General features: G+C 68.4%; 19 protein-coding genes. 8 read left to right on the forward strand and 11 right to left on the reverse strand.

What is annotated here, in order from left to right; genetic code table 11:
• The 6 genes from AC6EI8_RS11275 to AC6EI8_RS11300 all read right to left on the reverse strand — a co-directional run.
• Positions 1 to 600 (reverse strand): HlyD family secretion protein (locus tag AC6EI8_RS11275; protein ID WP_498381946.1); only part of this gene is annotated, 600 nt, incomplete at its 3' end.
• 21 nt (positions 601 to 621) lie between these two features.
• Positions 622 to 2,289, reverse strand: coding sequence for an MFS transporter (locus tag AC6EI8_RS11280; RefSeq protein WP_498381947.1), 1,668 nt, complete (start codon positions 2,287 to 2,289; stop codon positions 622 to 624).
• A gap of 192 nt (positions 2,290 to 2,481) precedes the next feature.
• Complete coding sequence (locus tag AC6EI8_RS11285; RefSeq protein WP_149316288.1) at positions 2,482 to 3,288, reverse strand: sterol desaturase family protein; 807 nt, start codon at positions 3,286 to 3,288, stop codon at positions 2,482 to 2,484.
• A gap of 202 nt (positions 3,289 to 3,490) precedes the next feature.
• Positions 3,491 to 4,870: an MFS transporter gene (locus AC6EI8_RS11290; protein ID WP_498381948.1), complete on the reverse strand. Its 1,380-nt coding sequence runs from the start codon at positions 4,868 to 4,870 to the stop codon at positions 3,491 to 3,493.
• Positions 4,871 to 5,095: 225 nt separating this feature from the next.
• Entirely contained in the window at positions 5,096 to 6,406 is a 1,311-nt protein-coding gene (locus AC6EI8_RS11295; protein ID WP_226106154.1) for an iron-containing alcohol dehydrogenase, read from the reverse strand.
• Positions 6,403 to 7,185 (reverse strand): alpha/beta fold hydrolase, encoded by a 783-nt coding sequence (locus tag AC6EI8_RS11300; protein ID WP_498381949.1) that lies wholly within the window; start codon positions 7,183 to 7,185, stop codon positions 6,403 to 6,405. Before AC6EI8_RS11300 ends, AC6EI8_RS11295 begins: the two co-directional genes overlap by 4 nt.
• Positions 7,186 to 7,467: 282 nt before the next feature.
• Between AC6EI8_RS11300 and AC6EI8_RS11305 the strand changes: the two genes are divergently transcribed.
• From AC6EI8_RS11305 to purT, 5 genes are all read left to right on the forward strand, one after another.
• Entirely contained in the window at positions 7,468 to 8,193 is a 726-nt protein-coding gene (locus AC6EI8_RS11305) for a GntR family transcriptional regulator (RefSeq protein ID WP_149316521.1), read from the forward strand.
• Positions 8,194 to 8,393: 200 nt separating this feature from the next.
• Positions 8,394 to 9,431 (forward strand): hypothetical protein, encoded by a 1,038-nt coding sequence (locus AC6EI8_RS11310; RefSeq protein ID WP_498381950.1) that lies wholly within the window; start codon positions 8,394 to 8,396, stop codon positions 9,429 to 9,431.
• Positions 9,432 to 9,606: 175 nt separating this feature from the next.
• The gene (locus tag AC6EI8_RS11315; RefSeq protein ID WP_149316285.1) at positions 9,607 to 10,398 is read left to right on the forward strand and encodes an SDR family NAD(P)-dependent oxidoreductase; all 792 of its coding nucleotides are present in this window, start codon (positions 9,607 to 9,609) and stop codon (positions 10,396 to 10,398) included.
• A 194-nt stretch (positions 10,399 to 10,592) separates the two neighbouring features.
• Positions 10,593 to 12,623 (forward strand): gamma-glutamyltransferase family protein, encoded by a 2,031-nt coding sequence (locus AC6EI8_RS11320; RefSeq protein ID WP_150082476.1) that lies wholly within the window; start codon positions 10,593 to 10,595, stop codon positions 12,621 to 12,623.
• Between the two features lie 206 nt (positions 12,624 to 12,829).
• Positions 12,830 to 14,035, forward strand: a complete 1,206-nt coding sequence (gene purT, locus AC6EI8_RS11325) for a formate-dependent phosphoribosylglycinamide formyltransferase (protein WP_498381951.1) — start codon at positions 12,830 to 12,832, stop codon at positions 14,033 to 14,035.
• Here purT and AC6EI8_RS11330 read toward each other — a convergent pair.
• A complete protein-coding gene (locus tag AC6EI8_RS11330) occupies positions 13,957 to 15,432 on the reverse strand; it encodes a sensor histidine kinase (RefSeq protein WP_498381952.1) in 1,476 nt (491 codons plus the stop codon). The two genes, purT and AC6EI8_RS11330, sit on opposite strands and share 79 nt — an antisense overlap.
• A gap of 2 nt (positions 15,433 to 15,434) precedes the next feature.
• Complete coding sequence (locus AC6EI8_RS11335) at positions 15,435 to 16,142, reverse strand: response regulator transcription factor (protein WP_149316281.1); 708 nt, start codon at positions 16,140 to 16,142, stop codon at positions 15,435 to 15,437.
• Between the two features lie 288 nt (positions 16,143 to 16,430).
• Between AC6EI8_RS11335 and AC6EI8_RS11340 the strand changes: the two genes are divergently transcribed.
• Both AC6EI8_RS11340 and AC6EI8_RS11345 read left to right on the forward strand, forming a co-directional pair.
• Entirely contained in the window at positions 16,431 to 18,527 is a 2,097-nt protein-coding gene (locus tag AC6EI8_RS11340) for a ligand-gated channel protein (protein WP_498381956.1), read from the forward strand.
• 9 nt (positions 18,528 to 18,536) lie between these two features.
• Complete coding sequence (locus tag AC6EI8_RS11345; protein ID WP_498381953.1) at positions 18,537 to 19,607, forward strand: siderophore ABC transporter substrate-binding protein; 1,071 nt, start codon at positions 18,537 to 18,539, stop codon at positions 19,605 to 19,607.
• A 173-nt stretch (positions 19,608 to 19,780) separates the two neighbouring features.
• Here the strand turns inward: AC6EI8_RS11345 and AC6EI8_RS11350 are convergent, their stop codons facing one another.
• Positions 19,781 to 20,278: a DinB family protein gene (locus tag AC6EI8_RS11350; RefSeq protein WP_149316519.1), complete on the reverse strand. Its 498-nt coding sequence runs from the start codon at positions 20,276 to 20,278 to the stop codon at positions 19,781 to 19,783.
• 174 nt (positions 20,279 to 20,452) lie between these two features.
• On the reverse strand, positions 20,453 to 20,806 hold the full coding sequence (locus tag AC6EI8_RS11355; RefSeq protein WP_226106145.1) for a thioredoxin family protein: 354 nt from the start codon (positions 20,804 to 20,806) through the stop codon (positions 20,453 to 20,455).
• Between the two features lie 219 nt (positions 20,807 to 21,025).
• Here AC6EI8_RS11355 and AC6EI8_RS11360 point away from each other — a divergent pair, with 219 nt between their 5' ends.
• The gene (locus AC6EI8_RS11360) at positions 21,026 to 22,579 is read left to right on the forward strand and encodes a methyl-accepting chemotaxis protein (RefSeq protein ID WP_498381954.1); all 1,554 of its coding nucleotides are present in this window, start codon (positions 21,026 to 21,028) and stop codon (positions 22,577 to 22,579) included.
• 231 nt (positions 22,580 to 22,810) lie between these two features.
• On the opposite strand, the gene AC6EI8_RS11365 is transcribed toward AC6EI8_RS11360, so the two are convergent.
• Positions 22,811 to 24,114 (reverse strand): PEP-utilizing enzyme (locus AC6EI8_RS11365; RefSeq protein ID WP_498381955.1); only part of this gene is annotated, 1,304 nt, incomplete at its 5' end.

Consider the following 24,114-nt stretch of genomic DNA (forward strand, 5'->3'; position numbering starts at 1 on the left):
CGAGACTGATCCGTCGGCCACCAGCTCGTCGACCCGCCGCATATCGGCCTGGGCCCTGAGCAGTTGCGCCTGCGCGTTGGCCAGGCTCGCCTGCTGCGCCAGCACCGTGGCCTCGCGCGAGCGGCGCGTCTGGTCGGTGTTGCTCAGGTTGGCGATCTGCGTGTCCAGGTTCGCGCGGGCCTGCTCGACGCGCTGCCGATAGATGCGATCGTCGATCTTCAGCAGCACCTGTCCCGCCTTGACCTGCTGGAAGTCGCGCACCGGCACGTCGACCACATAGCCGCTGACCTGCGGGCTGATCACCGTGGTCTGGCCGCGCACATAGGCGTTGTCGGTGCTCTGGATCACGTGCGTGAAGGGCGGGAGTCCCCACGCGTACAGGATGATCAGGATGCTGGCCAGCGCGATCGCGACGACGATGATCGTGGCCCGACGCGTGCCCTTGGGCGGCGACCAGCCGGTCGGCGGGGCGGAGGCCTGCTGCGGTACCTCGACGGGATCCTGCAGACGCTCGGGCGAGTCGGGCTGCGCGGACTTCTGCGCGCTCGTTTGCGCGGAAGCAGCGGGGCCGGGTTCGCGGTTCGGCGTTTGGTCGGTCACCGGTGGCTCCAGATGTTGTTGTTATTGCTGGCGTTGCCGCATCCGTGCCATCGCTTCCAGCGGCTCCGCCATCGGGTTGTGGCCGCGGATGCGATCGCGGATGTAGAGCGCCAGCAGCCAGACGAAGGTGGCGGACGCGATGATGCCGATCAACAGGAAGACGTCGTTGAACGCCAGCACATTGGCCTCGCGCGTGACCTGCTGCGCCAGCAGCGCCGAGCCCTCGGCCTGCCGCAGCGTGGGGTCGGTCAGCACGCGTCCGTAGGCGCCGCCGAGCGCCTGGATGCGCGCCGCGTCGAGCGGGTCGGTCAGCGTGATCGACTGCACCAGCGAATGCGAGTGGAATTTCTCGCGATAGATCTGGAAGGTGCCAAGCAGCGCGGAGCCGGCAAGCCCGCCGAGCGATTGCGTGATGCCGAACAGCGCCGAGAAGCTGACGATATGGCTCATGCCCTTCGACAGCGCGCGCAGCATGCCGATCAGCAGCGTCGGCCCCATGAAATAGACCGCGGCGAAGGCGATCAGCGCCTGGCTCAGGTACATGTTGGCCGGGCGCGTCAGGTTGTTCGAATGCGCGTCCATGAAGGCGCCGATCGCGATCAGCAGCAGTGAGATGCGGATCGGCCGTTCCAGGTTCAACGGGTTGACCGTCAGCGCGCTGAGGACGAGGCCGGCGATGGTCGCCAGCGAGACCACCACGTACAGCGGAACCAGCTGGTCGTTGCCCATGCCGAGCGCGGTCAGCAGGCCGACCGCGCCGTAGGCCTGCTCGGACAGCAGCACGCGCACGGCGATGGCGACCAGCGCGAAGCGCAGCATCGCACTGCTGCCGAGCCAGCGGGTATTGAGCAGCGGATTGGCGCGGTTGTGCTCGATCCACAGCGCGGCGGTGATCAGCGCGACCGCGCCGCACAGCGCGTACCCGAGCCACGCGGCCTCGGTCCACCACAGGATGCGGCCCTGGCTCAGCACCGCGCACAGCAGCGCCATGCCGGACGCGAACAGCGCGAAGGTCACGAAGTCCAGCTTCTCGAAAGCCCGGATGCGCTCGCTGGGCGGCAGCCGCAGCAGCGCCACCGCGACCAGCGACAGCAGCGCCAGGCCGAGTTCAAACAGGTAGAGCGCCTTCCAGTTGCCTGCTTCGAGCATGCCGGAGGTGAACACGCGCGCGAGCGGTGTGGCCAGCTGCGGCACGCCGATGCCGAGCACGATCGCCTTGAGCCGGTGCGCCGCCGGCATCGACTGGATCATGTAATACAGCGCCAGCGTGCTCAGCCCGCTGGCCGCGATGCCGTTGGCCGCGCGTACCAGCAGCGCGGTCTCGAAGGTATGGACGAAGATGTGGGCAAGCGTGATGACCACATAGCCCAGCAGGAACAGCCGCGCGAACTGCTGCAGGCCGTATTGCTGCCGGAACTTGATCAGCAGCATGCTGGCGCAGACGTTGGTCATCACGTAGACCGTCGACAGCCACGCGGCCTGATCGCTGTAGAGGCCGAAGACCCCCTGGATATTGTTCAGGTTGGCGATCACCAGCGCGTTGCCGAAGCCGGCGGTCAGGCCGATCAGCACGCCGACGCAGAAATAGCCGACGCGCCTTGGCGTCGGATGATCGGGCGTCGCAGGGGAGCCCGGAACGGTGGGCCGCTCGTGCGGTTTGAACTGGTATTCGGCCGTGGCAGCGCCCATTGGCATGACGGGGAAGCGGGTTCAGCGAAGGTCCAGCGGGTTCGATCATTGCCGCTGCGGGGCTGAAGTGTCAAGCGATGAGGTAGCCGTCAGGCAAAGCCGCGTGGGGAAGGGAGGTCGGCCTCGGTCGGCCAAAATGGCGATGGCCGGGATCGAAGTCCCGGCCATCCGTGGGCTGCAGTGGGTCTGCCGTCAGGCCGCCATCGCGCGCCGTTCATCCTCGGTCAGCTGCGGACCGTCGAGCGTCACGCGCGAATCGTCGTGGCGGAACTTGCGGATGATGGGCTTGAGTTCCTCCTTGATATGGTCCTCGCTGTAGCCGTTGAACAGGTGGCCGAGCAGGCCGCGGCGCAGATCGCTGGTGCCCATCAGCCAGTCGGCGATCGGGAAGGTCAGGTTCATGTTGTAGTGCATCATGATTCCCTGGTTGTGGTGCGCGGTATGGTGCCGGCGGATCGTGTTGATGAACGGCATATTGCGCACGAACCAGTTGTCATGGACGTGGCAGCAGTAGTGGAATACTTCGTAGACCAGGTAGTGCCCGACCATCGTCATGAAGACGATGTACGCCGCGTTGGCATTGATCAGCAGATAGGCCAGGTAGCCGAGCACACCGCCGCCGACGCCCAGCGTGATCAACACGCGCCAGGGGAAGAACACGATGCGGAATTCGCGCGTGGTGTCGATGGTGGGCTCGATATCGGTGAAGTACTGGTGATGCTGACGCGTGTGCCGCTCGTAGATGGCGCGCAGCGCGAACACGTCGATGCGCCGGTGCATCACGTACTTGTGCATGAACCATTCGACCAGGTTGCCGGCGAGAAAGACCGGCAGCACCAGCAGCCACTCCCACGTCGCGTTTTCCAGCTTCGTCGCGCAGTAGTAGAGCGCGGCGATGCCGGCGGCGAAGATCACGCCGATATGCAGCAGGCCGTTGTACAGCGGGCTGATATCGGCCTTGTATTGCTCGCGGAATTTGCGTTGGCGTTCGCTCATCATGATGGTTGTCTCCTGTCTTTGGCGTACTGACATCGTACTAATATATTAGTAGTATATGGTTCGATGTCAAACGATTTGTGCCATCCGCTCGTGCCAAACGATGTCTCGCTGCTGCCTGCCGCTCCAAGAAAACGGCCCTCGCAAGCGAGGGCCGTGGGAAGCGGTCGTCCACGCGTCGGCGCGGACGACATCGCATGTTCGTTCAGCTCGACACTTCCTCCAGGCACTTGCCCTTGGTCTCGATGCCGAGCCACAGCACGGTGATCGCGGCAATTGCGAACGACAGCGCGCCCAGCGTGAAGATGCCGCCCTGGCCGGTGATCGGCAGCAGCACGCCGACCAGATACGGGCCGACCAAAGAGCCGATGCGGCCGATCGACGAGGCGAAGCCCGATCCCGTTGCACGCGAGCGCGTCGGATACAGCTCGGGCGTGTAGGCATACAGCACGGACCACATGCCGAACAGGAAGAACTGCATGCACAGGCCGGCGGCGATCAGCTGCTCGACCGGCAGCTTCAGCACGGCGGCCTGGCCGTACAGATAGGCGGACGCGGCGCTGCCCATCAGCATCAGCGCGCAGGTCGGCTTGCGCCCCCATTTCTCCAGCAGCCACGCCGAGAAGATGAAGCCCGGAATGCCGGCAAGCGAGATATAGACCGTGTACAGCACCGACTTGGTCACCGCGTAGCCGGCCTGCTGCAGCAGTGCGCCAAGCCAGGTGGTCAGCCCGTAGTAGCCGAGCAGCGCGAAGAACCAGACGCCCCACAGCATCACGGTGCGTTTGGCGTACGGACCTTTCCACAGTTCGCCGAACATGGCCTTGCGGTCGTGCACGGTAGCGGGCGCGAAGCCTGCCTGTACCGCGGGCAGCGGCTTGCCGCTGGCACGCTCGACGCGTGCCTCGATGCCGGCCATCACGGCCTCGGCTTCGCGTTGCCGTCCCGCCCCTTCGAGCCAGCGCGGGGATTCCGGGACCATCCGGCGCACCACGAAGACGAACGCGGCCGGCAGCGCCATCGCGATGAAGATGCCGCGCCAGCCGATCACCGGCAGCGTCAGATACGCCAGCAATCCCGCCGCGATAAAGCCGATCGGCCAGAAGCCCTCGAGGATTGCGACATACTTGCCGCGGCTCCTGGCCGGCACGATCTCGGAGACCATCGACAGCCCGATCGGGAACTCCATGCCCATGCCGAAGCCGAGCAGCACGCGGTACAGCATCAGCGCCGTCACGCTGTCCGCGAGCCCGCACATCAGGCTGCCCACGCCCCAGAAGATCATGCTGACCTGGAACACCGGCTTGCGGCCGAAGCGGTCGGCCAGCATGCCGGCCACCGCCGCGCCGGCAAACATGCCGAGAAAGCTGGAACTGGCCAGCAGGCCGGTCTGCGCCGCGCTCAGGCCGAACTCGGCTTTGATCGAGCCGAGCACGAAGGTCATCATGCCGAGGTCCATGGAATCGAAGAACCATGCGGTGGCGATGATGCCGAACAAGGTGCGCTGATAGCGGGTCATGGGAAGGCGCTCGAGCCGCGCCGCGACTCCGGGGGTCAGCGCCACACTGCCTGCCGACATGTCCATGGTTGTCTCCTGTCGTTGTCGTCGGGCCGCCTGTTGGCGGTCTGGCTAATATATTAGATGGATGCGATAGGTATGCAAACCGCGTACGGCCGAATCCGGGCCGCGCCGGCCTCCGGGGCGGCGGCTTGCCGCCCGGAAAGCGTTATTCGGCGCGGCTTGCCGGGCGAAGCTCCGGATTTGCCCTAAGGCGCCGCCTTAAGCGGCTTTAAGTGGCCTTAAGCGGCCTTAAGCCGCCTGTCTCGCGGACGCGGCGCCGCCATGGGCGGCGAGTTCGCCGCGCCACGCATGCTCGATCACGCGCGCATAGGTGCCCGGCACGTCGTCGACGGGGAACGCCTGCGCCAGCCGCGTGACGGCCAGTGCGTCGCGCGTCAGCGCGGGCAGCGCTTCGCGCGGGACGCCGAAGGCCTGCAGGTTCGAGGGGATGTCGAGCGCGTCGATCAGATTGCGCACGGCCAGCGGCACGCCGGCGATGCGCGCCTCGTCGCTGCCCTGGTCGAGGCCGAACAGCGGCGCCAGCGCCAGCAGATCGGCACCGCGCGTAGTACGCAGCGCGTCCAGTACATAGGGCAGCATCACGGCGTTGGTGCTGCCGTGCGAGCGATGGGTCAGGCCCGCGACGGCATAGGCGATGCCATGTACCGCGTTCAGCCCGGCGCTGCCGTAGGACAGCGCGGCGTAGAGGCTGGCATAGGACATGCCGACGCGTGCCTCGATGTCGCGAACGCCAGCGTCACCGCTGTCGCCGTCGCCCCCCTTGCCGCTGTCGCGGTAGGCGCGCAGCAGGTAGCGGCTGCATAGTGCAATCGCCTCGCGGGAGAACAGCATGGTCAGCGCCGAGCGGCCGCTGTAGCCCGGATCGACGTTGCCTTGCCGTGGATAAGCCGCGCTGTCGACGGTCAGGTACGACTCGATCGCATGCGTCAGCGCATCGATGCCCGCATCCGCGGTCACGCGCGGCGGGCAGGTGTAGGTGAACTCGGGGTCGATCAGCGCAATCTGCGGACGCAGCGCGTTGTCCATCACCGCGATCTTGGTCGCGTTGTCGGGATCGACGAGGATCGCGCCCGGCGTCGCCTCCGAGCCCGTGCCGGAGGTGGTCGGCAGCGCCACCAGCGGGATCGGCCGCATGCCGGCGGGCAACGTACCGGCGAAGTCGCGCACCGGCCGGCCTTCCAGCAGCGTCAGGCTCAGCGCCTTGGCGAGGTCGATATTGCTGCCGCCGCCGAGCGCCACCAGATGGTCCGGGACACGGCGGCCCAGCCGCTTGCGCAGCGCGAGCGTGGCCTCGTCGCACAGCGTCGTGCTGGGATCCGGCATGCCGCCGTCGTAGACCACCGTCTCGATGCCCGCGGCGCGCGCGGCCTCGATGTACTCGCCGACCCACGGCGTGCGTCCGGTGAAGAAGGGATCGGTGACGAGCACGCCGTGGCGATGGCCGAGCCGCTGCAGCAGCGCCGGCAATTGCGCGCGCGTACCGGGGCCGACGATCAGGCGCGCCGGCGCGCAGAAATAGACCAGGTCTTCGATTCTCATGGCAACTCCAGCGGGATGGACGAAGGAAGGGCGGTTGATCCGGCAGGGCGCATCGAATCGGCGAGCTGCTGCAACCAGGGCAGCGCGAGCTCGGCGACGGCAACGGCATGGCCGGTCAGCAAACCGTGGCCCGCCAGTTCGATGGTGGCCAGCCGGCTGCCAGGCAAACCATCGGCCAGCGCCTGCGCGTGCGCCCATGGGCAATCGCCGTCGTCGCGGCCATGGATGACCAGGGCCGGCATCGGCAGCGAGGGCAAGCGCGAACGCTGATCGCTTCCCCGGATCGCCTGCCACGTCCGCGCGACGGCGGCGTGGTCGGCTGCCTCGCTCAAGCCGAGCCGACGCTCGCGCGCGCCGATCTCGTCCATCAGCGCCGCGCCCCCATCGGCGTGAAACCAGCGCGTCTCGCACAGGGCAGGGGAGCCCGACAGCAACAGCAGCGCGAGCGGTGCGCGATCATCGCGATAGCGGTCGGTGTACTCGAGCGCCACCGACACGCCCATGCTCCATCCCGCCAGCACGAAGGGCCGCGCCTCGGCATGCCGCTGCACGACCTCGCGTACCGCGGCCGCATAACGCTCCAGCGTGTATCCGTCGACGGTGCCGGGCCGCGGCGCCGCCCCCCGCCCCTGCAGATTCGGCAGCACGAAGGTACAGAGCGCGCTCAGGCGCTGCGCCACCGGCAACCACGCCGCCCGCGTGCCCTGGATGCCGTGCAGCGCCACGACGCACAACGGACCGCTGCCGACTTCGATCACGTCCATGGAGTCTGCTGCCATGGGGTCTCCTGTACATCTAATATATTAGATGGATCATAGTAGTGGACGCCGGTGAGTAAACGCAAGCGGGATGTCTCTGTCGTGGACCGTTCCGGGCGCGCGGCGCCATGAATCGTCTCCGGTCTGACGGACCGGGCGCGCGATTTTCACTGGAATGCCCATGTTCAACGTTTGCTGAAAATGGTCATTCCAGTGAAAACCAGTCGGAGCCCAGGGGCGCCGCGCCTCCCCCGAAAATGACTCATATACAATTTGCATTCGTCAAACATGCAAACGACGTCAATGGTCAAGAAAGCGGCGACAGTCAGGCGGGCGGCAGCGACCCATGTCGAGGACGAAGGTAGCGAGAACGGGGCGGGGCCGCGCGGGCGGCTGACGGATCAGGCCTATCGGTGGATCGAGGAAGCGATCGTCACGTTGCAGCTCGCGCCCGGTTCGTCGGTCTCCGAATTCCAGTTGAGCGAGATGACCGGTATCGGCCGCACGCCGATCCGCGAGGCGATACAGCGGCTGGCGCGCGAGCATCTGATCGTGGTGCTGCCGCAGCGCGGCCTGCTGATTCCGCCGATCGACGTGGCCAAGCAATTGCGGCTGCTGGAAACGCGTCGGGAGGTCGAGCGGCTGATCTGCCGCAGTGCGGCGCGCCGCGCCACCGTCGAGGAACGCCAGGCTTTCCGGCGGCTTGCCGCGGAGTTCGAGCGCTCGGTCAAGAAGGCGGATGAAGTGGCCTTCGTGCGCGCCGATGCGGGCTTCAACGAACTGTGTCTGCAGGCCGCGCGCAACGAGTTTGCCGAGGGCGCGATGCGGCTGATGCATGGGCTGTCACGCCGCTTCTGGTATTTTCACTACAAGCAGGCCGCCGATCTTCCCGAGATGGCGCGCCTGCACGCCCGTGTCGCCGCTGCCATCGCCGAGGGCGATGTCGAAGGCGCGGGCGCGGCGCTCGACGCGCTGCTGGACAATATCGAGGACTTTACCCGCGCGACCGTGCTGGGCGACCGCCGCTAGGGGTTGCCGGACCAGGCCCAGGCGAGGCCACCGCAACACCAGGGCAGCGCCGACGCAGAGCTCGGTGTGCCAAGGCAGGCCTTGGCAGACCCAGCGAGCAGGCCAAGGCAAGTCTCGCCACGGCCAAGGCCACGGCCACGGCAGGCCAACGGCGTCCAGCCGGCACGGCGCGGGTATGCAAACAAGGAAACCACCAACGCATGCCAAGCCGCCAGATTCGCCCGCTTCGACTGATCCCGGCCCTGCTGTGCAGCCTGCTGACGGCCACCGCCGTCGCACAATCGCCAACGTCGCCCACGTCGCCAACGTCGCTCACGTCGACCACTCCGCTCGCATCGACCGATCCCGTCCCGGCCGCGGTCGAGGTCCGCAATCTGACCACGCAGACCACCTGCGCCGAAGAGGACAACGTCTCCTTCGCGCTGGCGGCCCCGTCGATCCAGCGCTTCCGCGTCGAGGCGCTGCATCCGGCCTACATCGGCACGATCCGCAAGGACAGCTCGGCGCCGGACTTCTCGGGCTGCAATTTCGGCGATACCCCGCATCCCACCGATCCGCGCCACAGCTTCAAGCCGCGCAAGGTTCGTCTGTATGACGGCAAGGACCTCGCGATCGTCGGCATCACCTTCGACAGCTTCTGGCGGCCCCAGCGCGTGCCGGTCACCGTCGGCGGGCGCAAGGATGGCGGTTTTCATCTGATCCAGTTCTTCGACAAGCGCAAGGGCCCCAAGGGCAAGGTCGTCGAGACCGAGGTGCTGGTGCTCTATCCGTCGGACGGCTACTGGCGCGCCAAGCCGCTGCCCGCGGCGCACCTGCCCGACAACGCCTATGGCTCCTCGTTCCTGATGGGGCCGGTACAGCAGGACCTGCGGCCGATCGTCGATATCGCCCACATCGATATCGATCCGCGCCAACGCACCATCGGCCTGCGCTTCACCGCCGGGGGCGAGGCGCAGGTGGCGATCCGCGAGATCAGCCGCACGCGCACCGCGCTCGATGTCGCCTTCCACCCGCCGTATCGCGCGCAGGCGCCGTTCGCGATGCTGCGCTCGATGTACGTGACCGAGGACAACGCCGACATGAGCCGCGTCAGCTGGCAGGACCCGGCGGGGCAGCCGCGCGACGCCACGGTCGCGGAGGTGTCGACCTGGCAGGCCAACGATGTCCGCTTCGGACGCACCGTCCCGTCGCGGCACAACACCAGCGCACCGGACATCCGCTTCAGCGATTTCCGCTGACGTGCCGGCACGGCCTGCCGTCTTTGTAATTCCGGGCAACGGAAGCACGAAGCGGCGGGCGCGCGGTGGCATCGCAACGCGCGGAACGAACTTTGCTTGAGGGACGGGTTGGCCGTACCGCCCCCCGCAGCCTTGCGCCGGGCGATACGAACCGAGCCGCCATCAGGAGACCGCCGTGAACCAAGCCGCCCGTCCCTTTGCCGTCGTCACCGGTGCCTCGTCAGGCATCGGCTTCGAGCTTGCGCGCTGTTGTGCGATGCAAGGTTACGATCTGCTGATCGCGGCCGACGAGCCCGCCATCGACACCGCGGCGGTGGCCCTGCGCGATACCGGCATGGCCGTCGATGCGCTGTGCGTGGACCTGGCCGATCCGGCCGGCGTCGAGGCGCTGTATCGCGCCACGAAGGGGCGTCCCGTCGACGTGCTGTGCGCCAACGCGGGCCGCGGCCTGGGCCGCGCCTTTCTCGACCAGGACTTCCGCGACATCCAGCGCGTGGTCGAGACCAATGTCACCGGCACGCTGGACTTGCTGCATCGCATCGGCCGCGACATGCGCGACCGCCGCACCGGCCGCATCCTGATCACCGGCTCGATCGCCGGCTTCATGCCGGGCACCTATCAGGCCGTCTACAACGCGACCAAGGCCTTCCTCGATTCCTTCTCGTTTGCGCTGCGGCACGAATTGCGCGATTGCGGGGTCACGGTGACCTGCCTGATGCCGGGCGCGACCGAGACCGATTTCTTCGAGCGCGCCGACATGCTCGACACGCGGCTGGGCCAGCAGAAGAAGGACGACCCTGCCGAGGTCGCGCGCGAGGGCTTCGAGGCGATGCTGCGGGGCGACGGCGACGTCGTCACCGGGTGGCAGAACAAGCTGCGCGCCGCGATCTCGAACGTGACACCGGCCGATCTGCTGGCCGAGCAGCACCGCCGCATGGCCGAGCCCGGCGGCGGCATGGAGCGGTGAGCCCGAGGAAGCGAAGGCTCGCCGCGCGCCAAATCGTCATTAAGGACCATTGCATAGCGGCCTTGCGCGTACTAGCGTCGTAGTTGTCGTTCCCCACCGCCGCCGTTCCGGCGCCCCATCCGCGCCGGCGGACGTTCGCATCCCGGGCACCGAGCCAGCCCTGCCAGCTGATGCCCGACAACAAGGAGACAGCCATGCGACAGCGCACGACCTTCGATCCCGCCCTTCCCGCATCCCCGCCGCGCAGACGCCCCCGCGGCTGGCTGATGATGGCCACCGCCGCGCTGTTGCTGTCCGCGTGCGGCGGCGACGATGACGACGACCACCATGGCCACAAGCCGCCGCCCCCACAACCGGTGGCGGGCTGCGAGCTGAACGGGACGACCGGCGGCGAAGTGATCGTGCTGCCCGGCGAGCCCGGCGCCCCCGAGGTCGCCACCGGCTACGCGCCGAAGCGCACGGTCTATGCGAAGACGTACATGGCGGTGACCAACAATCCGGTGTCGACCAAGGTCGCCTGCGACATCCTGAAGGACGGCGGCACCGCGGTCGATGCGGCGGTGGCCGCGCAGATGGTGCTGAACCTCGTCGAGCCGCAGTCGTCCGGCATCGGCGGCGGCGCCTTCATCATGCATTACGACGCGCAGACGAAGAAGGTCATCGCCTACGACGGCCGCGAAACCGCGCCCTCCGGAGCCGACGAGAACTATCTGCGCTGGAAGTCCTCGACCGACCAGACCCCGCCGCTGCCCAACGCGGTGCGCAGCGGCCGCTCGATCGGCACGCCGGGCACGCTCCGCGTGCTCGAACTCGCCCATCGCGACTACGGCAAGAAGACCTGGAAGGAACTGTTCTCGCCGGCGATCAAGCTGGCCACCGACGGCTTCGCGATTCCGCCGCGCATGGCCGCGTCGATCTCCAGCGCCACCACCGTGCAGAACATCAAGCGCGATCCGGAGATGGCCGCCTACTTCCTGAACCCCGACGGCACGCCGCGCGCGGTCAATACGATCCTGAAGAACCCGGCGCTGGCGCAGACCTTCACCGCGGTGGCCGAGGGCGGGGCCGATGCCTTCTACAAGGACGGGCCGATCGCTCGCGCCATCGTCGACAAGATCCGCACCACCTACGATGGCGGCACCACGCCGGGCGTGACCACGCTCGACGATCTCGCCAACTACCAGGCCAAGAAGCGCGAGCCGGTCTGCACCACCTATCGGCAATACGAGATCTGCGGCATGCCGCCGCCGTCCTCGGGCGGCATCGCGGTCGGGCAGATTCTCGGCATCCTCGAGAACTTCGACATGGCCAGCCATGCGCCCACCAGCATGGACCAGAACGGCGGAAAGCCCAGCGTTACCGGCGTGCACCTGGTCGGCGAGGCCGGCAACCTGGCCTATGCGGATCGCAACCAGTACGTGGCCGACACCGACTTCGTGCCGTTGCCCGGCGGCAGCCCGGACACGATGCTCAACAAGAGCTATCTGGCCCAGCGCGCCGGCATGATCAGCCTGACCGCGGCGATGCCGCGGCCCGTGCCGGCCGGCAACTTCGGTGGGGCGCCGATGGGGGCGCCGATCATCGCCGAGCGCGGCACCACGCATCTGTCGCTGGTCGACAAGTACGGCAACGTGGTGGCGATGACGACGACGATCGAATCGGGACTGGGCTCGTACCACATGACCGGCGGCTTCCTGCTGAACAACGAGCTGACCGATTTCAGCGCGGAGCCGGTCGATGCGAACGGGGCGCAGATCGCCAATCGCGTGCAGCCGCTGAAGCGCCCGCGCAGCTCGATGTCGCCGACGCTGGTGTTCGAGCGCAAGGGCGACGGCAGCCGCGGCGACTTCAAGATGACCACCGGTTCGCCGGGCGGGGCCACCATCATCCAGTACGTCGCCAAGACGCTGGTCGGCGTGCTCGACTGGAAGATGGACGCGCAGCAGGCGGTGTCGATGATCGACTTCGGCTCGAACAACGCGACGATGATCGTCGGCGGCGAGCATCCGAACGTCGATACCAGCACGCCGCAGGGCGGACTGCCCGGCGACAACGATCCGCTGGTCAAGGGCCTGCGCAATCTGGGCCATACCGTCAGCGTGGGGAACCAGTCCAGCGGCCTGAGCGCGATCGTGCGGGAGACGATCGGCGGGGCGCCGGCGCTGGTCGGCGGCGCCGATCCGCGGCGCGAGGGCGTGGTGCTGGGCGATACGTTCCGGCCGTGATGTCGGCGCGCTAGCGCCCTGGTCGTGCGGCGGGCCGGATCCTGTGCGAGCAGGTCCGGCCCGCTGCGCTTGCATTGCCGCTGAGGACCCGGGGAATCCCGGTGTGGCCGCGTGCAGCGCCGGCGCAGCCCCGCGGCACCGCGGCCCCTGCGCCCGGTACAATGCCCGCTTTCCGCCCGCCCTGATTTCTTATCCCCCTCGCTCCCATGACCACGCTAGGAACGCCCCTTTCTCCCCGCGCCACCAAAGTGATGCTGCTCGGCTCCGGAGAGCTCGGCAAGGAAGTGCTGATCGCCCTGCAGCGGCTCGGCGTCGAAACCATCGCGGTCGACCGCTACGACCGCGCGCCGGGCCAGCAGATCGCGCACCACGCGCGCACCATCGCGATGAGCGACCCCGACCAGCTGAAGGCGCTGATCGAGGCCGAGCGGCCCGACCTGGTGGTGCCCGAGATCGAGGCGATCGCCACGCCGATGCTCGAAACGCTGGAAGCGGCAGGCACGGTCCGCGTGATTCCGACCGCCCGCGCCGCGCGCCTGACGATGGACCGCGAGGGCATCCGCCGCCTGGCGGCCGAGACGCTGGGCCTGCCGACCAGCCCGTATCGCTTCTGCGATTCGCTGCAGGAACTGCGCGAGGCCATCGACGGCGGCATCGGCTACCCGTGCGTGGTCAAGCCGGTGATGAGCAGCTCGGGCAAGGGCCAGAGCAAGCTCGACGGCCCGCAGGATGTCGAGCGGGCGTGGGCATACGCGATGGCCGGCGGGCGCGTCAGCCACGGCCGCGTGATCGTGGAAGGCTTCATCGATTTCGATTACGAGATCACGCTGCTGACCGTGCGCGCCCGCGGTGCCGACAGCAGCATCGAGACGCATTTCTGCGAGCCGATCGGCCATCTGCAGCAGGCCGGCGATTACGTCGAGAGCTGGCAGCCGCATCCGATGCATCCCGCCGCGCTGCAGAAGGCGCGCGAAATCGCCCGCGCGGTGACTGGCGACCTCGGCGGGCAGGGCCTGTTCGGCGTCGAGCTGTTCGTCAAGGGCGAGCAGGTCTGGTTCAGCGAGGTCAGCCCGCGCCCCCACGATACCGGCATGGTGACGATGATCACGCAGTGGCAGAGCGAGTTCGAACTGCATGCGCGCGCGATTCTCGGCCTGCCGGTCGATACCACGCTGAAGAGCCCGGGCGCCAGCGCGGTGATCTATGGCGGCGTGGACGGCGAGGGCGTGGTGTTCGATGGCGTCGACCAGGCGCTGCGCGTGCCGCGCACCGATCTGCGCCTGTTCGGCAAGCCGGAGAGCTTCGCCAAGCGCCGCATGGGCGTGGCGCTCGCCTACGACGCCGACGTCGAGGCCGCGCGGGCCAACGCGCGCGAAGCGGCGGGCAAGGTCGTGCCGCGGCTGCCGGACTGATCCACCGCCCGCGGCAGCCACATGCCGACCCACAGCCCGCGCGGCAAGGCATTGCGCGCCGCGATGCCACCGCCGTGCGCCGCGATGCTCGCCATGGCGATGCTCAGGCCAAGCCCGGAGCCCTCACTGTCCGGCCGCGCGCCGTCGCGGACCCGATAGAAGGGCTCGAACAGGTGCGGCAGCGCGTCGGGCGGCACGCCCGGCCCGCCATCGACGATATCGAGTTCGAGGCGATCGCCTGCGGTGCGCAGCGTCACGCGGATCGGCGCGCCCGGATCGGTATGCCGGATCGCGTTGCGCAGCACGTTGTCGATCGCGCTGGACAGGCGCACGCGGTCTCCCATCACCATGGCGGGCGGCGGCGCGGTCCATTCGACGGAGACGCCGCGCGCCGCGGCTTCGAAACGGGCGTCCTCGACCACGGCGTCCACCACGCCGACCAGTTCCAGCGGCTGCAACGGCAGCCCCTTGGCGCCGAGCCGGGCCAGCGTCAGCGTATGCGCGACCAGGCCGTCGAGCCGCTCGATCTCGCGTTCGATCCGATCGAGCTGCACCGACAGCCGGCCATCGTCGCGCCTGGCCAGTTCGCTCGACACCTGCAGCCGCGCCAGTGGCGAGCGCAGTTCATGGGCGATATTGCGCAGCATCCGTTCACGCGATCTGACCAGCGCCTCCAGCCGCGCCGTCATGCTGTCGAAGTCGCGCGCCAGATGGCCGAGTTCGTCGGCACGCGAGGCCATCGCGGGCGGCATGCGCGCGCGCAGATCGCCGCCGGCCAGGGCACGGACCGCCTCGCGCAGGCTCCGCACCGGCGCCGTGACATGGCGCGTCAGCGCCCAGCACAGCGGCGCGCTGACCGCCAGCGCGAACAGGCCCAGCGCCAGCATCACCGGCGACAGGTGCAGCATCTCCCAGCGCGAGGAATCGAACGGCAGGAAGACCATCAGCAGGTCCTCGCCATCAGGCAGCGGGATCGCCTGCGGGTCCCACCATGACACGCTGGCGCCGGGCGCGAGCGGCAGCGTGCCGCGATCGTGGTCGAGCGGCGCGCTCGCGTCGAGCGCATGGCGGGGGCGTTCCAGCGTACTGACCCAGTCATGGACCCGTGTCGGCAGGCGGCGGCCGAGGATGTCGACGTTGTGCTCGTCGACCAGGTAGATCTGCAGCGCCGAAAAGCGCGAGTCCATCGCGCGCACCCAGCGTTCCAGACCCGGCCGGCCCTGCGTGCGCGCGATCTGCAGCGCGTCGTAGGTCAGGCTGGCGGGATTGAGGCCGTCCAGTGCCTGGAAGCGATACCAGGCGACCGACGCGGTCAGCGCCATGCCGATCGCCACGATCGCGGCCATGCCGGCCCAGAAGGCGAGGAAGTTGCGCCAGAACAGCGGCAGCGAGGCCATCGTCACGCCACCAGCACGTAGCCGCGTCCGCGCTGGTTGCGGATCGCGGTCGTGGCCGCGGAGCCGTCCCCGCCGAGCTTGCGGCGCAGGCTGCTGATATGCGTGTCGATGCTGCGGTCGTAGCGGTCGGGCACGCGCCCCAGCGCGTACTGGCCGAGCTGTTCGCGCGCCACCACCTGGCCGGCCGAGCGCATCAGCATTTCGAGAATCCGCGTTTCCGTGCCCGTCAGCGAGGCCTCGCCATGGGCCTGCGTGACCTTGCCGGAGACCACGTGCAAGGTCAGCCCGCCGACCGTCAGCGTGTCGGCCCCGCTGTCCGGTGTCGAGTCGAAGCGGCGCAGCACCGCGCCGATGCGCGCCTTCAGTTCGCGCGGGCTGAACGGCTTGGCCAGATAATCGTCGGCGCCCAGCTCCAGCCCGATCACGCGATCGGTCTCGTCGCCATGCGCGGTGAACATGATGACCGGGCGCTGCGAACGCGCGCGATGCCGGCGCAGCAGTTCGAGCCCGTTGCCGTCGGGCAGCATCAGATCGAGCAGCGCCAGGTCGTGGTCGCCGCGCGCGAGCAGCGCCTCGCCGTCGGCGCCGCGATGTGCGATCGAGAATTGCCAGCGCTCCGGCTCGAAATACTCGCGCAGCATCTGCGTCAGTTCGACGTCGTCGTCGATCAGCAGGATGCGGCGGGGCGCGTCGGGCGAGCGTACTTGCATGCGTGTCGAAGGGGTGAAGCACCGTCCCGGCGGCGCGATCGCGCGCCACGTCAAGAAGTGCAAAGAAGTCAAAAGCTGTCCAAAGCTCGTTGATGAGCCCGGCGGGCCACATTCTAATATGAGAATGATTGTCATTCACAGAATCGGCCGCGTACGACGTGCCGGGCATACGGGGAAATCGCGAGCATGAGCAGTAGCAGCAACGACATGGGCAGCGGCGCGGCCAGCGGTGGCGCGAGCTTGATGACGGTAACGACGGGGACGACTGGAACGACCGGGACGACGGGAATGACGCGGCACCGGGCAACGACTCGGCGACGCAAGCTGCGCGCGGTGGCAAGGGTCGCGGCGATGCTGTGCGCGGGCGGCGGCGGATGGATGGCAGGCGGTGCGCTGGCGCAGCAAGCCGCCGGCGAGGCGATCTCGCCGGCAACACGCGCCACATCGGCCACACCGGCCACACCGGCCACACTGGCCGCGCCAGCCACACCAGCCACGCTGGAAACCGTGGTCGTCACCGCCTCCGGCTACGAGCAGCAGATCAAGGAGGCGCCCGCCTCGATCTCGGTGATCACGCGCGACGAACTCGAGAAGGGCGCCTATCGCGATATCAACGACGCGCTGATCGGCGTGCCCGGCGTGGTCGTCACCGGCGGCGCCGACCGCCAGGACATCAGCCTGCGCGGCATGGGCGCCAAGTACACGCAGATCCTGATCGACGGCAAGCGCCAGAATTCGCGCGAGACCCGCACCAATTCCGACAGCGCCGGGGTCGAGGGCGGCTGGACGCCGCCGCTGGCCGCGATCGAACGGATCGAGGTGGTGCGCGGCCCGATGTCCTCGCTGTATGGCTCCGACGCGATGGGCGGCGTGATCAACATCATCACGCGCAAGGTGCCGAAGCGATGGACCGGCGAGGTGCGCACCGACGCCACGCTGCAGCAGCACAGCCACTCCGGCAACATCTACCAGGGCAATTTCTATCTGGCCGGCCCGCTGCAGACCGACCTGCTGGGCCTGCAGCTGTACGGCCAGTACACGCACCGCGAAGAGGACCACATCCCCTACGGATTTCGCGGCCGCGACACGCGCAACATCACGGCGAAACTCGCGCTGACGCCGAACCGCCATCACGACATCGTGCTCGAGGCCACCTCGATGCGGCAGAACATCGAGGAGACGCTGGGCAGGACCGTGGCGCCGCTGCCGCCCGGCGCGAGTTGCCCGCGCACCGGCTGCCCGGCATCGTCCGAGACCGACTATCGCAGCGAGAAATACGCGCTGTCGCACACCGGCCGCTGGGGCTTCGCGACCTCGGACAGCTATATCCAGCAGGAGGAGTTCGACAACCGTACGCGCCGGATGAAGATCCGGAATCTGGACATGCGCACCAGCTGGACGATGCCGCTCGGCAACCACATGCTGACCGTCGGCGCGAACTATCTGAACCAGCGCCTGAACGACCAGACCGGCAACCAGATCGCCGGCGGCCCGAACCAAGTCGAGCGCTATCAATGGGCGCTGTTCGCCGAGGACGAATGGCGGCTGACCGAGCGTTTTGCGCTGACCGGCGGCCTGCGCATGGACAAGGACGAGAAGTTCGGCGACCACTACAGTCCGCGCCTGTACGGCGTCTGGCAGGTGGCCGACCGCTGGACCGTCAAGGGCGGCGTCTCGACCGGTTTCCGCGCGCCCGACCTGCGCCAGACCGTGGCGGGCTGGGGCCAGACCAGCCGCGGCGGCAATATGTACGGCAACCCGGACCTGAAGCCCGAGACCTCGGTCACGCAGGAAATCGGCCTGCTGTACGACAACGGCACCGGCTTCCAGGCCGGCTTCACGGTGTTCAACAACGACTTCAAGGACAAGATCACCCGCGTCGCCTGTCCGCTCACGCAGTGCACCGATGGACCGAACCAGTTCGGCGCCAATCCGACCACCTACATGAACGTCGACAAGGCGTACTCGCGCGGCATCGAGGCGAACCTGAAGTGGCCGCTGGCGCGCGACTGGTCGCTGGTCGGCAGCTATACCTTCACCAAGTCCGAGCAGGAGAGCGGCCAGTACCAGGGCCAGCCGCTGAACCAGCTGCCGAAACACCTGCTGACCGCGACGCTGAACTGGCAGGCCACCGGCGCGCTGCGCGCCTGGACCCGCGTCAACTATCGCGGCAAGGAAAGCCAGCCGATCACCGGGCCGTCGTCGAGCACCGTGGTGGCGCCGTCGTACACCTTCGTCGACCTCGGCGCTACCTATGCGGTCAACAAGAACGTGTCGGTGTTCGCCGGCATCTACAACCTGTTCGACAAGTCGGTCCGCTATGCCGACTACGGCTATGTCGAAGACGGCCGGCGCTACTGGATGAGCGTCTCGGTCAAGTTCTGAGGAGTGGCCATGCAATCGATTCCGTTCACGATGTCCGCTGCGACGCGGGCCTTGCGCCGCGCCCCTGCCGGCGCGCTCGCCGCGGCGTGCGTTGCGTCTTCTGCGTTCTGCTGCGTCGCCATTGCGGCGGCACCGCCGGCATCGGCGGCACCGGTGGCAACGCTCCCCGCCACCGGAACCACGCTGTCGATCGCCCATGCAAAGGGCACCACGACGCTGCCGGCGCAGCCGGCCAAGGTGGTCACGATGGACCTGGCCGCGCTCGATACGCTGGACGCGCTCGGCGTGCCGGTCGCGGGCGTTCCCGCCACGACGCTACCCCCGCATCTGGCCCGCTATCGCAGCGACAGCGTGGTCAAGGTCGGCACGCTGTTCGAACCGAACCCGGCCGTGATCGAGGCGATCGCGCCAGGCCTGATCGTCATCGGCGGACGGTCGGCGAAGCAGTACGAGGCGCTGTCCCGTCTCGCGCCGACGGTGGACCTGAGCATCGATCGCGCCGACCGCATCGGCAGCATCGCACGCCATGCCGAGAGCCTGGGCCGCGTGTTCGGCCGGCAGCAGCCGGCGGCGACCGCGGTGCAGGCGCTACGCGCCGGCGTGGAGACGCTGAAGCAAAAGGCGGCCACCGCGGGCACCGCGCTGGTGGTGCTGACCGCGGGCGAGAACATCAGCGCGCAAGGGCCGGGCTCGCGCTTCGGCACCGTGCACGACGCGTTCGGCTTCCAGGCCGCGCTGCCGGATCTGAATCCGGAGGGCAGGGGAACGAAGCTGACGGTGCAGCAGATCCGCGACGCCAATCCCGACTGGCTGTTCGTGATCGACCGCGACGCGGCGGTCGGCAAGCCGCCCTCGGCGGCGCTGGCCTCGCTCGACGGCGGCGCACTGGGGCGCAATGCCGCCGGCAAGCCGGTGCGCGTGGTCAAGCTCGATCCGATCCTGTGGTACCTGATGGATGGCGGCGGGCTGCGCGGCATGCAGCTGACCGTGCGGCAACTGAGCGACGCGATCGGCAGCGCAACGGCGCAGGGCTTCGCGGCACCGGCGATCGCGGCAAGCGAGCGCTTTTTGCAGCGTTAGGCCAGCGCCAACCCAGCGCCAGCCCGCATGAGGCCAGCGTCAGCCCGCATGAGGCCAGCGTCAGCCCGCATGAGGCCAGCCTCAGGCCAGCGTCAGGCCAGCGTCAGGCCAGCGTCAGGCCAGCGTGAGGTCAGCGTCGGGCCAGCGTTATCCGGGCGCGTCCGCCGCGCTGCTCAGGCCAATGGCTCGGCGTGGATCTTCCCCAGCAGCCACTGCATTCCGGCCAGATGCTGCTGGTCGTGGCTGCACAGGTAATGCACGAGGCTGCGGACCGTCAGCGCTCCGTAGCCCTCGAACTCCGCCGTGCGGGCAAGCTGTCGATCGTCCAGGCCGGCGATCAGCGCGACGGTCTTCTCGCGCGCCGCGCGGAAGTCCGCGAGGACCTGCGCGGCATCGGCGGTCGCATAGCCTCGCTCGATCGCCAGCGCGTCGCCGTCGATCGATGGCAGCAGCGGATGCGTCTCGGCGAGTGCGCGCGCGAAGCGCACGTGATAGCCATCGATCTCGATATCGCGAACGTGGCACAGCTGGCCGATCGCGGTGAACGGCTCGCTGGGCACGCCTTCCCAGCTGGCCGGGGACCAGTTGCGATGGGTGGCCGGAACGGCCGCGTGGAAGACTTCCAGTTGGCGCGGGAAATCGCGCAGGGCGGCAAGGGTGGCGGGGTCGATCATGTCGTGGGGGCGTTGGTACGCGACGTGAGGGTACGCATCGCGCAATGTACCCAGCCGCGGGGCACGCGGGCAATCATCACGCCGCTGTTCTCCCTTGCCGGACCGGAACAGAGAGAGTCAGCCCGGACATGCCCGCACAGGCAACACCGACCGCTCAGGGCCGCACCAACGCTAGGCGGCGGCCGCCTCGTCCCCGGCATTCCGGTCGATCTGCCGCATCGCCTTCTCGATTTCGTCCGCATCGGTCGGCCTGACCAGCCGCGCCACCTCCTTGCCGTCGCGCAGGAACACCAGGGTCGGCCACAGCTTGATGCGGAACGAGCGGCCGAGCGGGCGGCCGCTGCCGTCCTCGACCTTGATGTGCCGCACCTGCTGATGGCGCGAGAAGGCCGAGGCAATCGGCGCCTGCGCCCGCATGCAGTAGCCGCACCAAGGTGCGCCGAATTCCAGCACAGCGGCGCCGGGCAACGCGTCGATATCCTCGCGTGGCGGTTCGATCGCCATATAGGTTTCGGACATGGCCATTTGTCGTCTCCGTATTTGTCCTCGATATCCCGATCTAGCGAAATTCACGCCAGGCAGGGCTCAAGAGTGCCGCAGGGCTGACGTAAACCCTGAATGAAACCACACTAACATCAGAATTAAGCGGCTACTGAGCCGCTTTTTTGATGATAGCCATCCCCCTGGCCCCATCATGAACATCAGTCAACGTCTGCTTTTCACGCTGTTCTTTTCCTGCTCGCCTTGCTGGTCGTCGGCATCGGCGGCATCTGGCAACTGAACCAGGCCGAACAACGCCTGGAGTATTTCAACGAAAACACCCTGACCAGCGTGCGCCGGCTCAATGCGATCAAGGACAGCACCACCGCGATCCGGGTCCAGCTGTATCGCCATGCGCTCGCCGACGACGCGAAGGCCAAGGACGACGCCGAGCAGGAGATCGCCAACGCGATCAAGCGCTTCGACGATCTGGCCGCCCGGTACGAGCGCGAGGACATCTCCAACGATGCCGACCGCAAGCTGCTGGAGGAGGACCGCGCCGCGCTGGCACGCTATCGCGCCCAGCATCCCGCTTTCTTTGCGCTGTCCCGCACCAACGACACCGCGGGCCTGCACGCGATGCTGTCGTCGGGCGAGCTGCATCTGGCCTCGGGCGCGCTGCGCAAGCAGATCGACGCGCATCTGGACTTCAACAGCAAGATGGGCGACGACTCGGTGGTGGAGAACCAGCGCGCCAGCGCGATCGCGGTGCGCGTGTTCGGCACCGTCATCGGCGTGACCGTGCTGATCGTCGCCGTGCTGGCGTGGCTGCTGTATCGCCGCATCCGCGACAGCCTGGGCGAGATGCAGGCCAGCATGGAGCATGTCAGCGAAACGCTGGACCTGAGCCATCGCTCGCCGGTGCGCCGTCTCGACGAGGTGGGCCGCACCGCGCAGAGCTTCAATGCGCTGCTCGACCGCGTCGCCGCGGCGATGCGCGAGGTGCGCCAGTCGAGCGATTCGGTCGGCGTGGCCGCACGCCAGATCGCGGCCGGCAACGCCGACCTGTCGTCGCGCACCGAGCAGCAGGCCGCCTCGCTCGAGGAGACCGCGTCCAGCATGGAAGAGCTGACCACCACGGTGCGCCACAACGCGGACAGCGCGCGCCAGGCCAGCACGCTGGCCGACAACGCGGCCGCCGTGGCGCATCACGGCCATGTCGCCACCGGCCAGATGGTCGAGACCATGGGCGCGATCAGCACCAACTCGAACCGCATCGCCGAGATCACGGGCATGATCGAGGGCATTGCCTTCCAGACCAACATCCTGGCGCTGAACGCCGCGGTGGAAGCCGCGCGAGCCGGCGAACAGGGCCGCGGCTTCGCCGTGGTGGCCGGCGAGGTGCGCACGCTGGCGCAGCGCTCGTCGAGCGCCGCCAAGGAGATCAAGGAACTGATCGACGCCTCGGTGTCGACGGTGCGCACCGGCTCGGCCCAGGCCGAAAGCGTGGGCGCGACCATGAACGAGATCCAGCAGGCGGTCAAGCAGGTGTCCGACATCATCGGCGAGATCGCCGCGGCCACCGGCGAACAGAGCCGCGGCATCGAGCAGGTCAACCAGGCGGTCGGCCAGATGGACCAGGTCACGCAGCAGAACGCCGCGCTGGTCGAGGAAGCCGCCGCCGCTGCGCATTCGCTGGACGAACAGGCAACGCGCCTGCTGGAAACGGTGGCGATGTTCCGCCTCGCGGCGGGCCACGGTGCCGCCGCGCCGTCGAAGGGCGCGGCGGTTGCCCGCGCGCAGCTGGCCGCGGCCTGACGCTGGACCCACCGGCCTGAGCCTGGACGGCTTCGGCTTCGACAGCTCGTGCTTGGACGGCGCGCTTCGACGGCTTGGGTTTCGACGGCTCGGATTTCGACGGCTCGGATTTCGACGGCTCGGGTTTCGACGGCTCGGGCTTCGACAACTCGGGCGTCGACAACTCGGGCTTCGACAACTCGGGCGTCGACAACTCGGCGTCGACAACTCGGGCTTCGACAGTTCGGGCCGCTAGCGGGCGGCCACCCGTTTTGCGGCCATCCGCTGGACGGTGCCGCGATTGCCGTCCACCGCCAGCGTGTCGCCGTCGGCCAGTTGCGACAGGATGCCGGGCAGATTGACCACGGCCGGAATGCCGAACTCGCGCGCGACGATCGCGCCATGCGACAGGTAGCCGCCGGTCTCCATCACGAGGCCGCCGGCGCGCAGGAACAGCGGCGTCCAGGCCGGATCGGTGCTGGGCGCCACCAGGATGTCGCCATTGGCCATCGCCGTCGCCTGTTGCGGGCTGCGTGCGACGCAAGCGGGTCCCTGCGCCTGCCCGGCGCCGACTGGCGTGCCGGACCAGCGCCCGGCGGCGGCATCTGCCACCGACGCGGCGCTCGGTTCCGACGAGGGGAACACCGCCGGCAATGCGCCCGGCTGCTCGACGATCACCGCAGGCTCGGTCTGCCCGGCCTGACGCGCCAGCGTTTCGGCGCGCCGCGCCGCGCGCCGGGCGGCGTGCTGCAGCGGCATCCGGCCTTCCGCGGCCGCGAGCAATTCGAACGCGGTCAGATGGAACACATCGTCGGCCCGCTTCAAGCCGGCGTCGTTGCCGTTCTCCTTGTCGTCCTCGTTGCTGCCCTCGTCAGCGTTCGCACCCGCACGGGTCAACTGCGCGCCTAGCGCCAGCGCGGTGCGCCGCACCACTTCGAGATACCGCATCAACGCGCTGCGCGCGGCCTCGCGCTGATTGCACTCGCGCGTCGCGACCCGCACCATCCGCCGCAGCAGCGGCAGCATCGCGGGGCGAGCCAACGGCGGTATCGCGGCGCGCAGACGCTGCCACGCCTGGCGCGCGGCATCGCGCTGGCGCTGCCGCACCGCGTGGGCGTCGCTGCCGATCATGCCAAGCACGGTGTCGAGCAGATAGTCGGGCGCCTCGCGCCAGCGCGGCTGCCGCACATAGCTTTCCGCGGTGGCGCGATGGCCGTAGCGCTCCAGGAATTCGGCGAACGCGCGGCGAAAGGGACTGTGCGCGGGCAGCCGTTGCTCCCACTGCGCGCCGATCCGCTGCGGACTCCGCAGCCACGCCAGCGCTTCGGCATCCGCCGCGGCGGTCTCGGCCAACGCGATCAGCGCATAGCCCTGCTGCGCGGTGACGCTCGGCTCGCCCCCGGCCATCAGCGCCGCGGTCACCGCATAGCCCTCGCCGGGGCAGTACTTCTCGACCAGATCGACCAGCCCGGCGAGCGTGCCGCCGGCCGAGCCCTGCAGGAAGAACAGCGGATCGGCCTGCGCGACCGTGCGGAACTGCTCGCGCAGCAGCCGGG

The sequence above is a fragment of the Cupriavidus sp. R6-3 genome (assembly GCF_059772245.1).

Coding starts and splice junctions, on each gene's coding strand:
- AC6EI8_RS11305 (WP_149316521.1), top strand. CDS start 7,468: ATGGTCAAGAAAGCGGCGACAGTCAGGCGGGCGGCAGCGACCCATGTC.
- purT (WP_498381951.1), top strand. CDS start 12,830: ATGACCACGCTAGGAACGCCCCTTTCTCCCCGCGCCACCAAAGTGATG.
- AC6EI8_RS11285 (WP_149316288.1), bottom strand. CDS start 3,288: ATGATGAGCGAACGCCAACGCAAATTCCGCGAGCAATACAAGGCCGAT.
- AC6EI8_RS11345 (WP_498381953.1), top strand. CDS start 18,537: ATGCAATCGATTCCGTTCACGATGTCCGCTGCGACGCGGGCCTTGCGC.
- AC6EI8_RS11320 (WP_150082476.1), top strand. CDS start 10,593: ATGCGACAGCGCACGACCTTCGATCCCGCCCTTCCCGCATCCCCGCCG.
- AC6EI8_RS11355 (WP_226106145.1), bottom strand. CDS start 20,806: ATGGCCATGTCCGAAACCTATATGGCGATCGAACCGCCACGCGAGGAT.
- AC6EI8_RS11300 (WP_498381949.1), bottom strand. CDS start 7,185: ATGGCAGCAGACTCCATGGACGTGATCGAAGTCGGCAGCGGTCCGTTG.
- AC6EI8_RS11340 (WP_498381956.1), top strand. CDS start 16,431: ATGACGCGGCACCGGGCAACGACTCGGCGACGCAAGCTGCGCGCGGTG.
- AC6EI8_RS11335 (WP_149316281.1), bottom strand. CDS start 16,142: ATGCAAGTACGCTCGCCCGACGCGCCCCGCCGCATCCTGCTGATCGAC.
- AC6EI8_RS11280 (WP_498381947.1), bottom strand. CDS start 2,289: ATGGGCGCTGCCACGGCCGAATACCAGTTCAAACCGCACGAGCGGCCC.
- AC6EI8_RS11295 (WP_226106154.1), bottom strand. CDS start 6,406: ATGAGAATCGAAGACCTGGTCTATTTCTGCGCGCCGGCGCGCCTGATC.
- AC6EI8_RS11330 (WP_498381952.1), bottom strand. CDS start 15,432: ATGGCCTCGCTGCCGCTGTTCTGGCGCAACTTCCTCGCCTTCTGGGCC.
- AC6EI8_RS11290 (WP_498381948.1), bottom strand. CDS start 4,870: ATGGACATGTCGGCAGGCAGTGTGGCGCTGACCCCCGGAGTCGCGGCG.
- AC6EI8_RS11310 (WP_498381950.1), top strand. CDS start 8,394: ATGCCAAGCCGCCAGATTCGCCCGCTTCGACTGATCCCGGCCCTGCTG.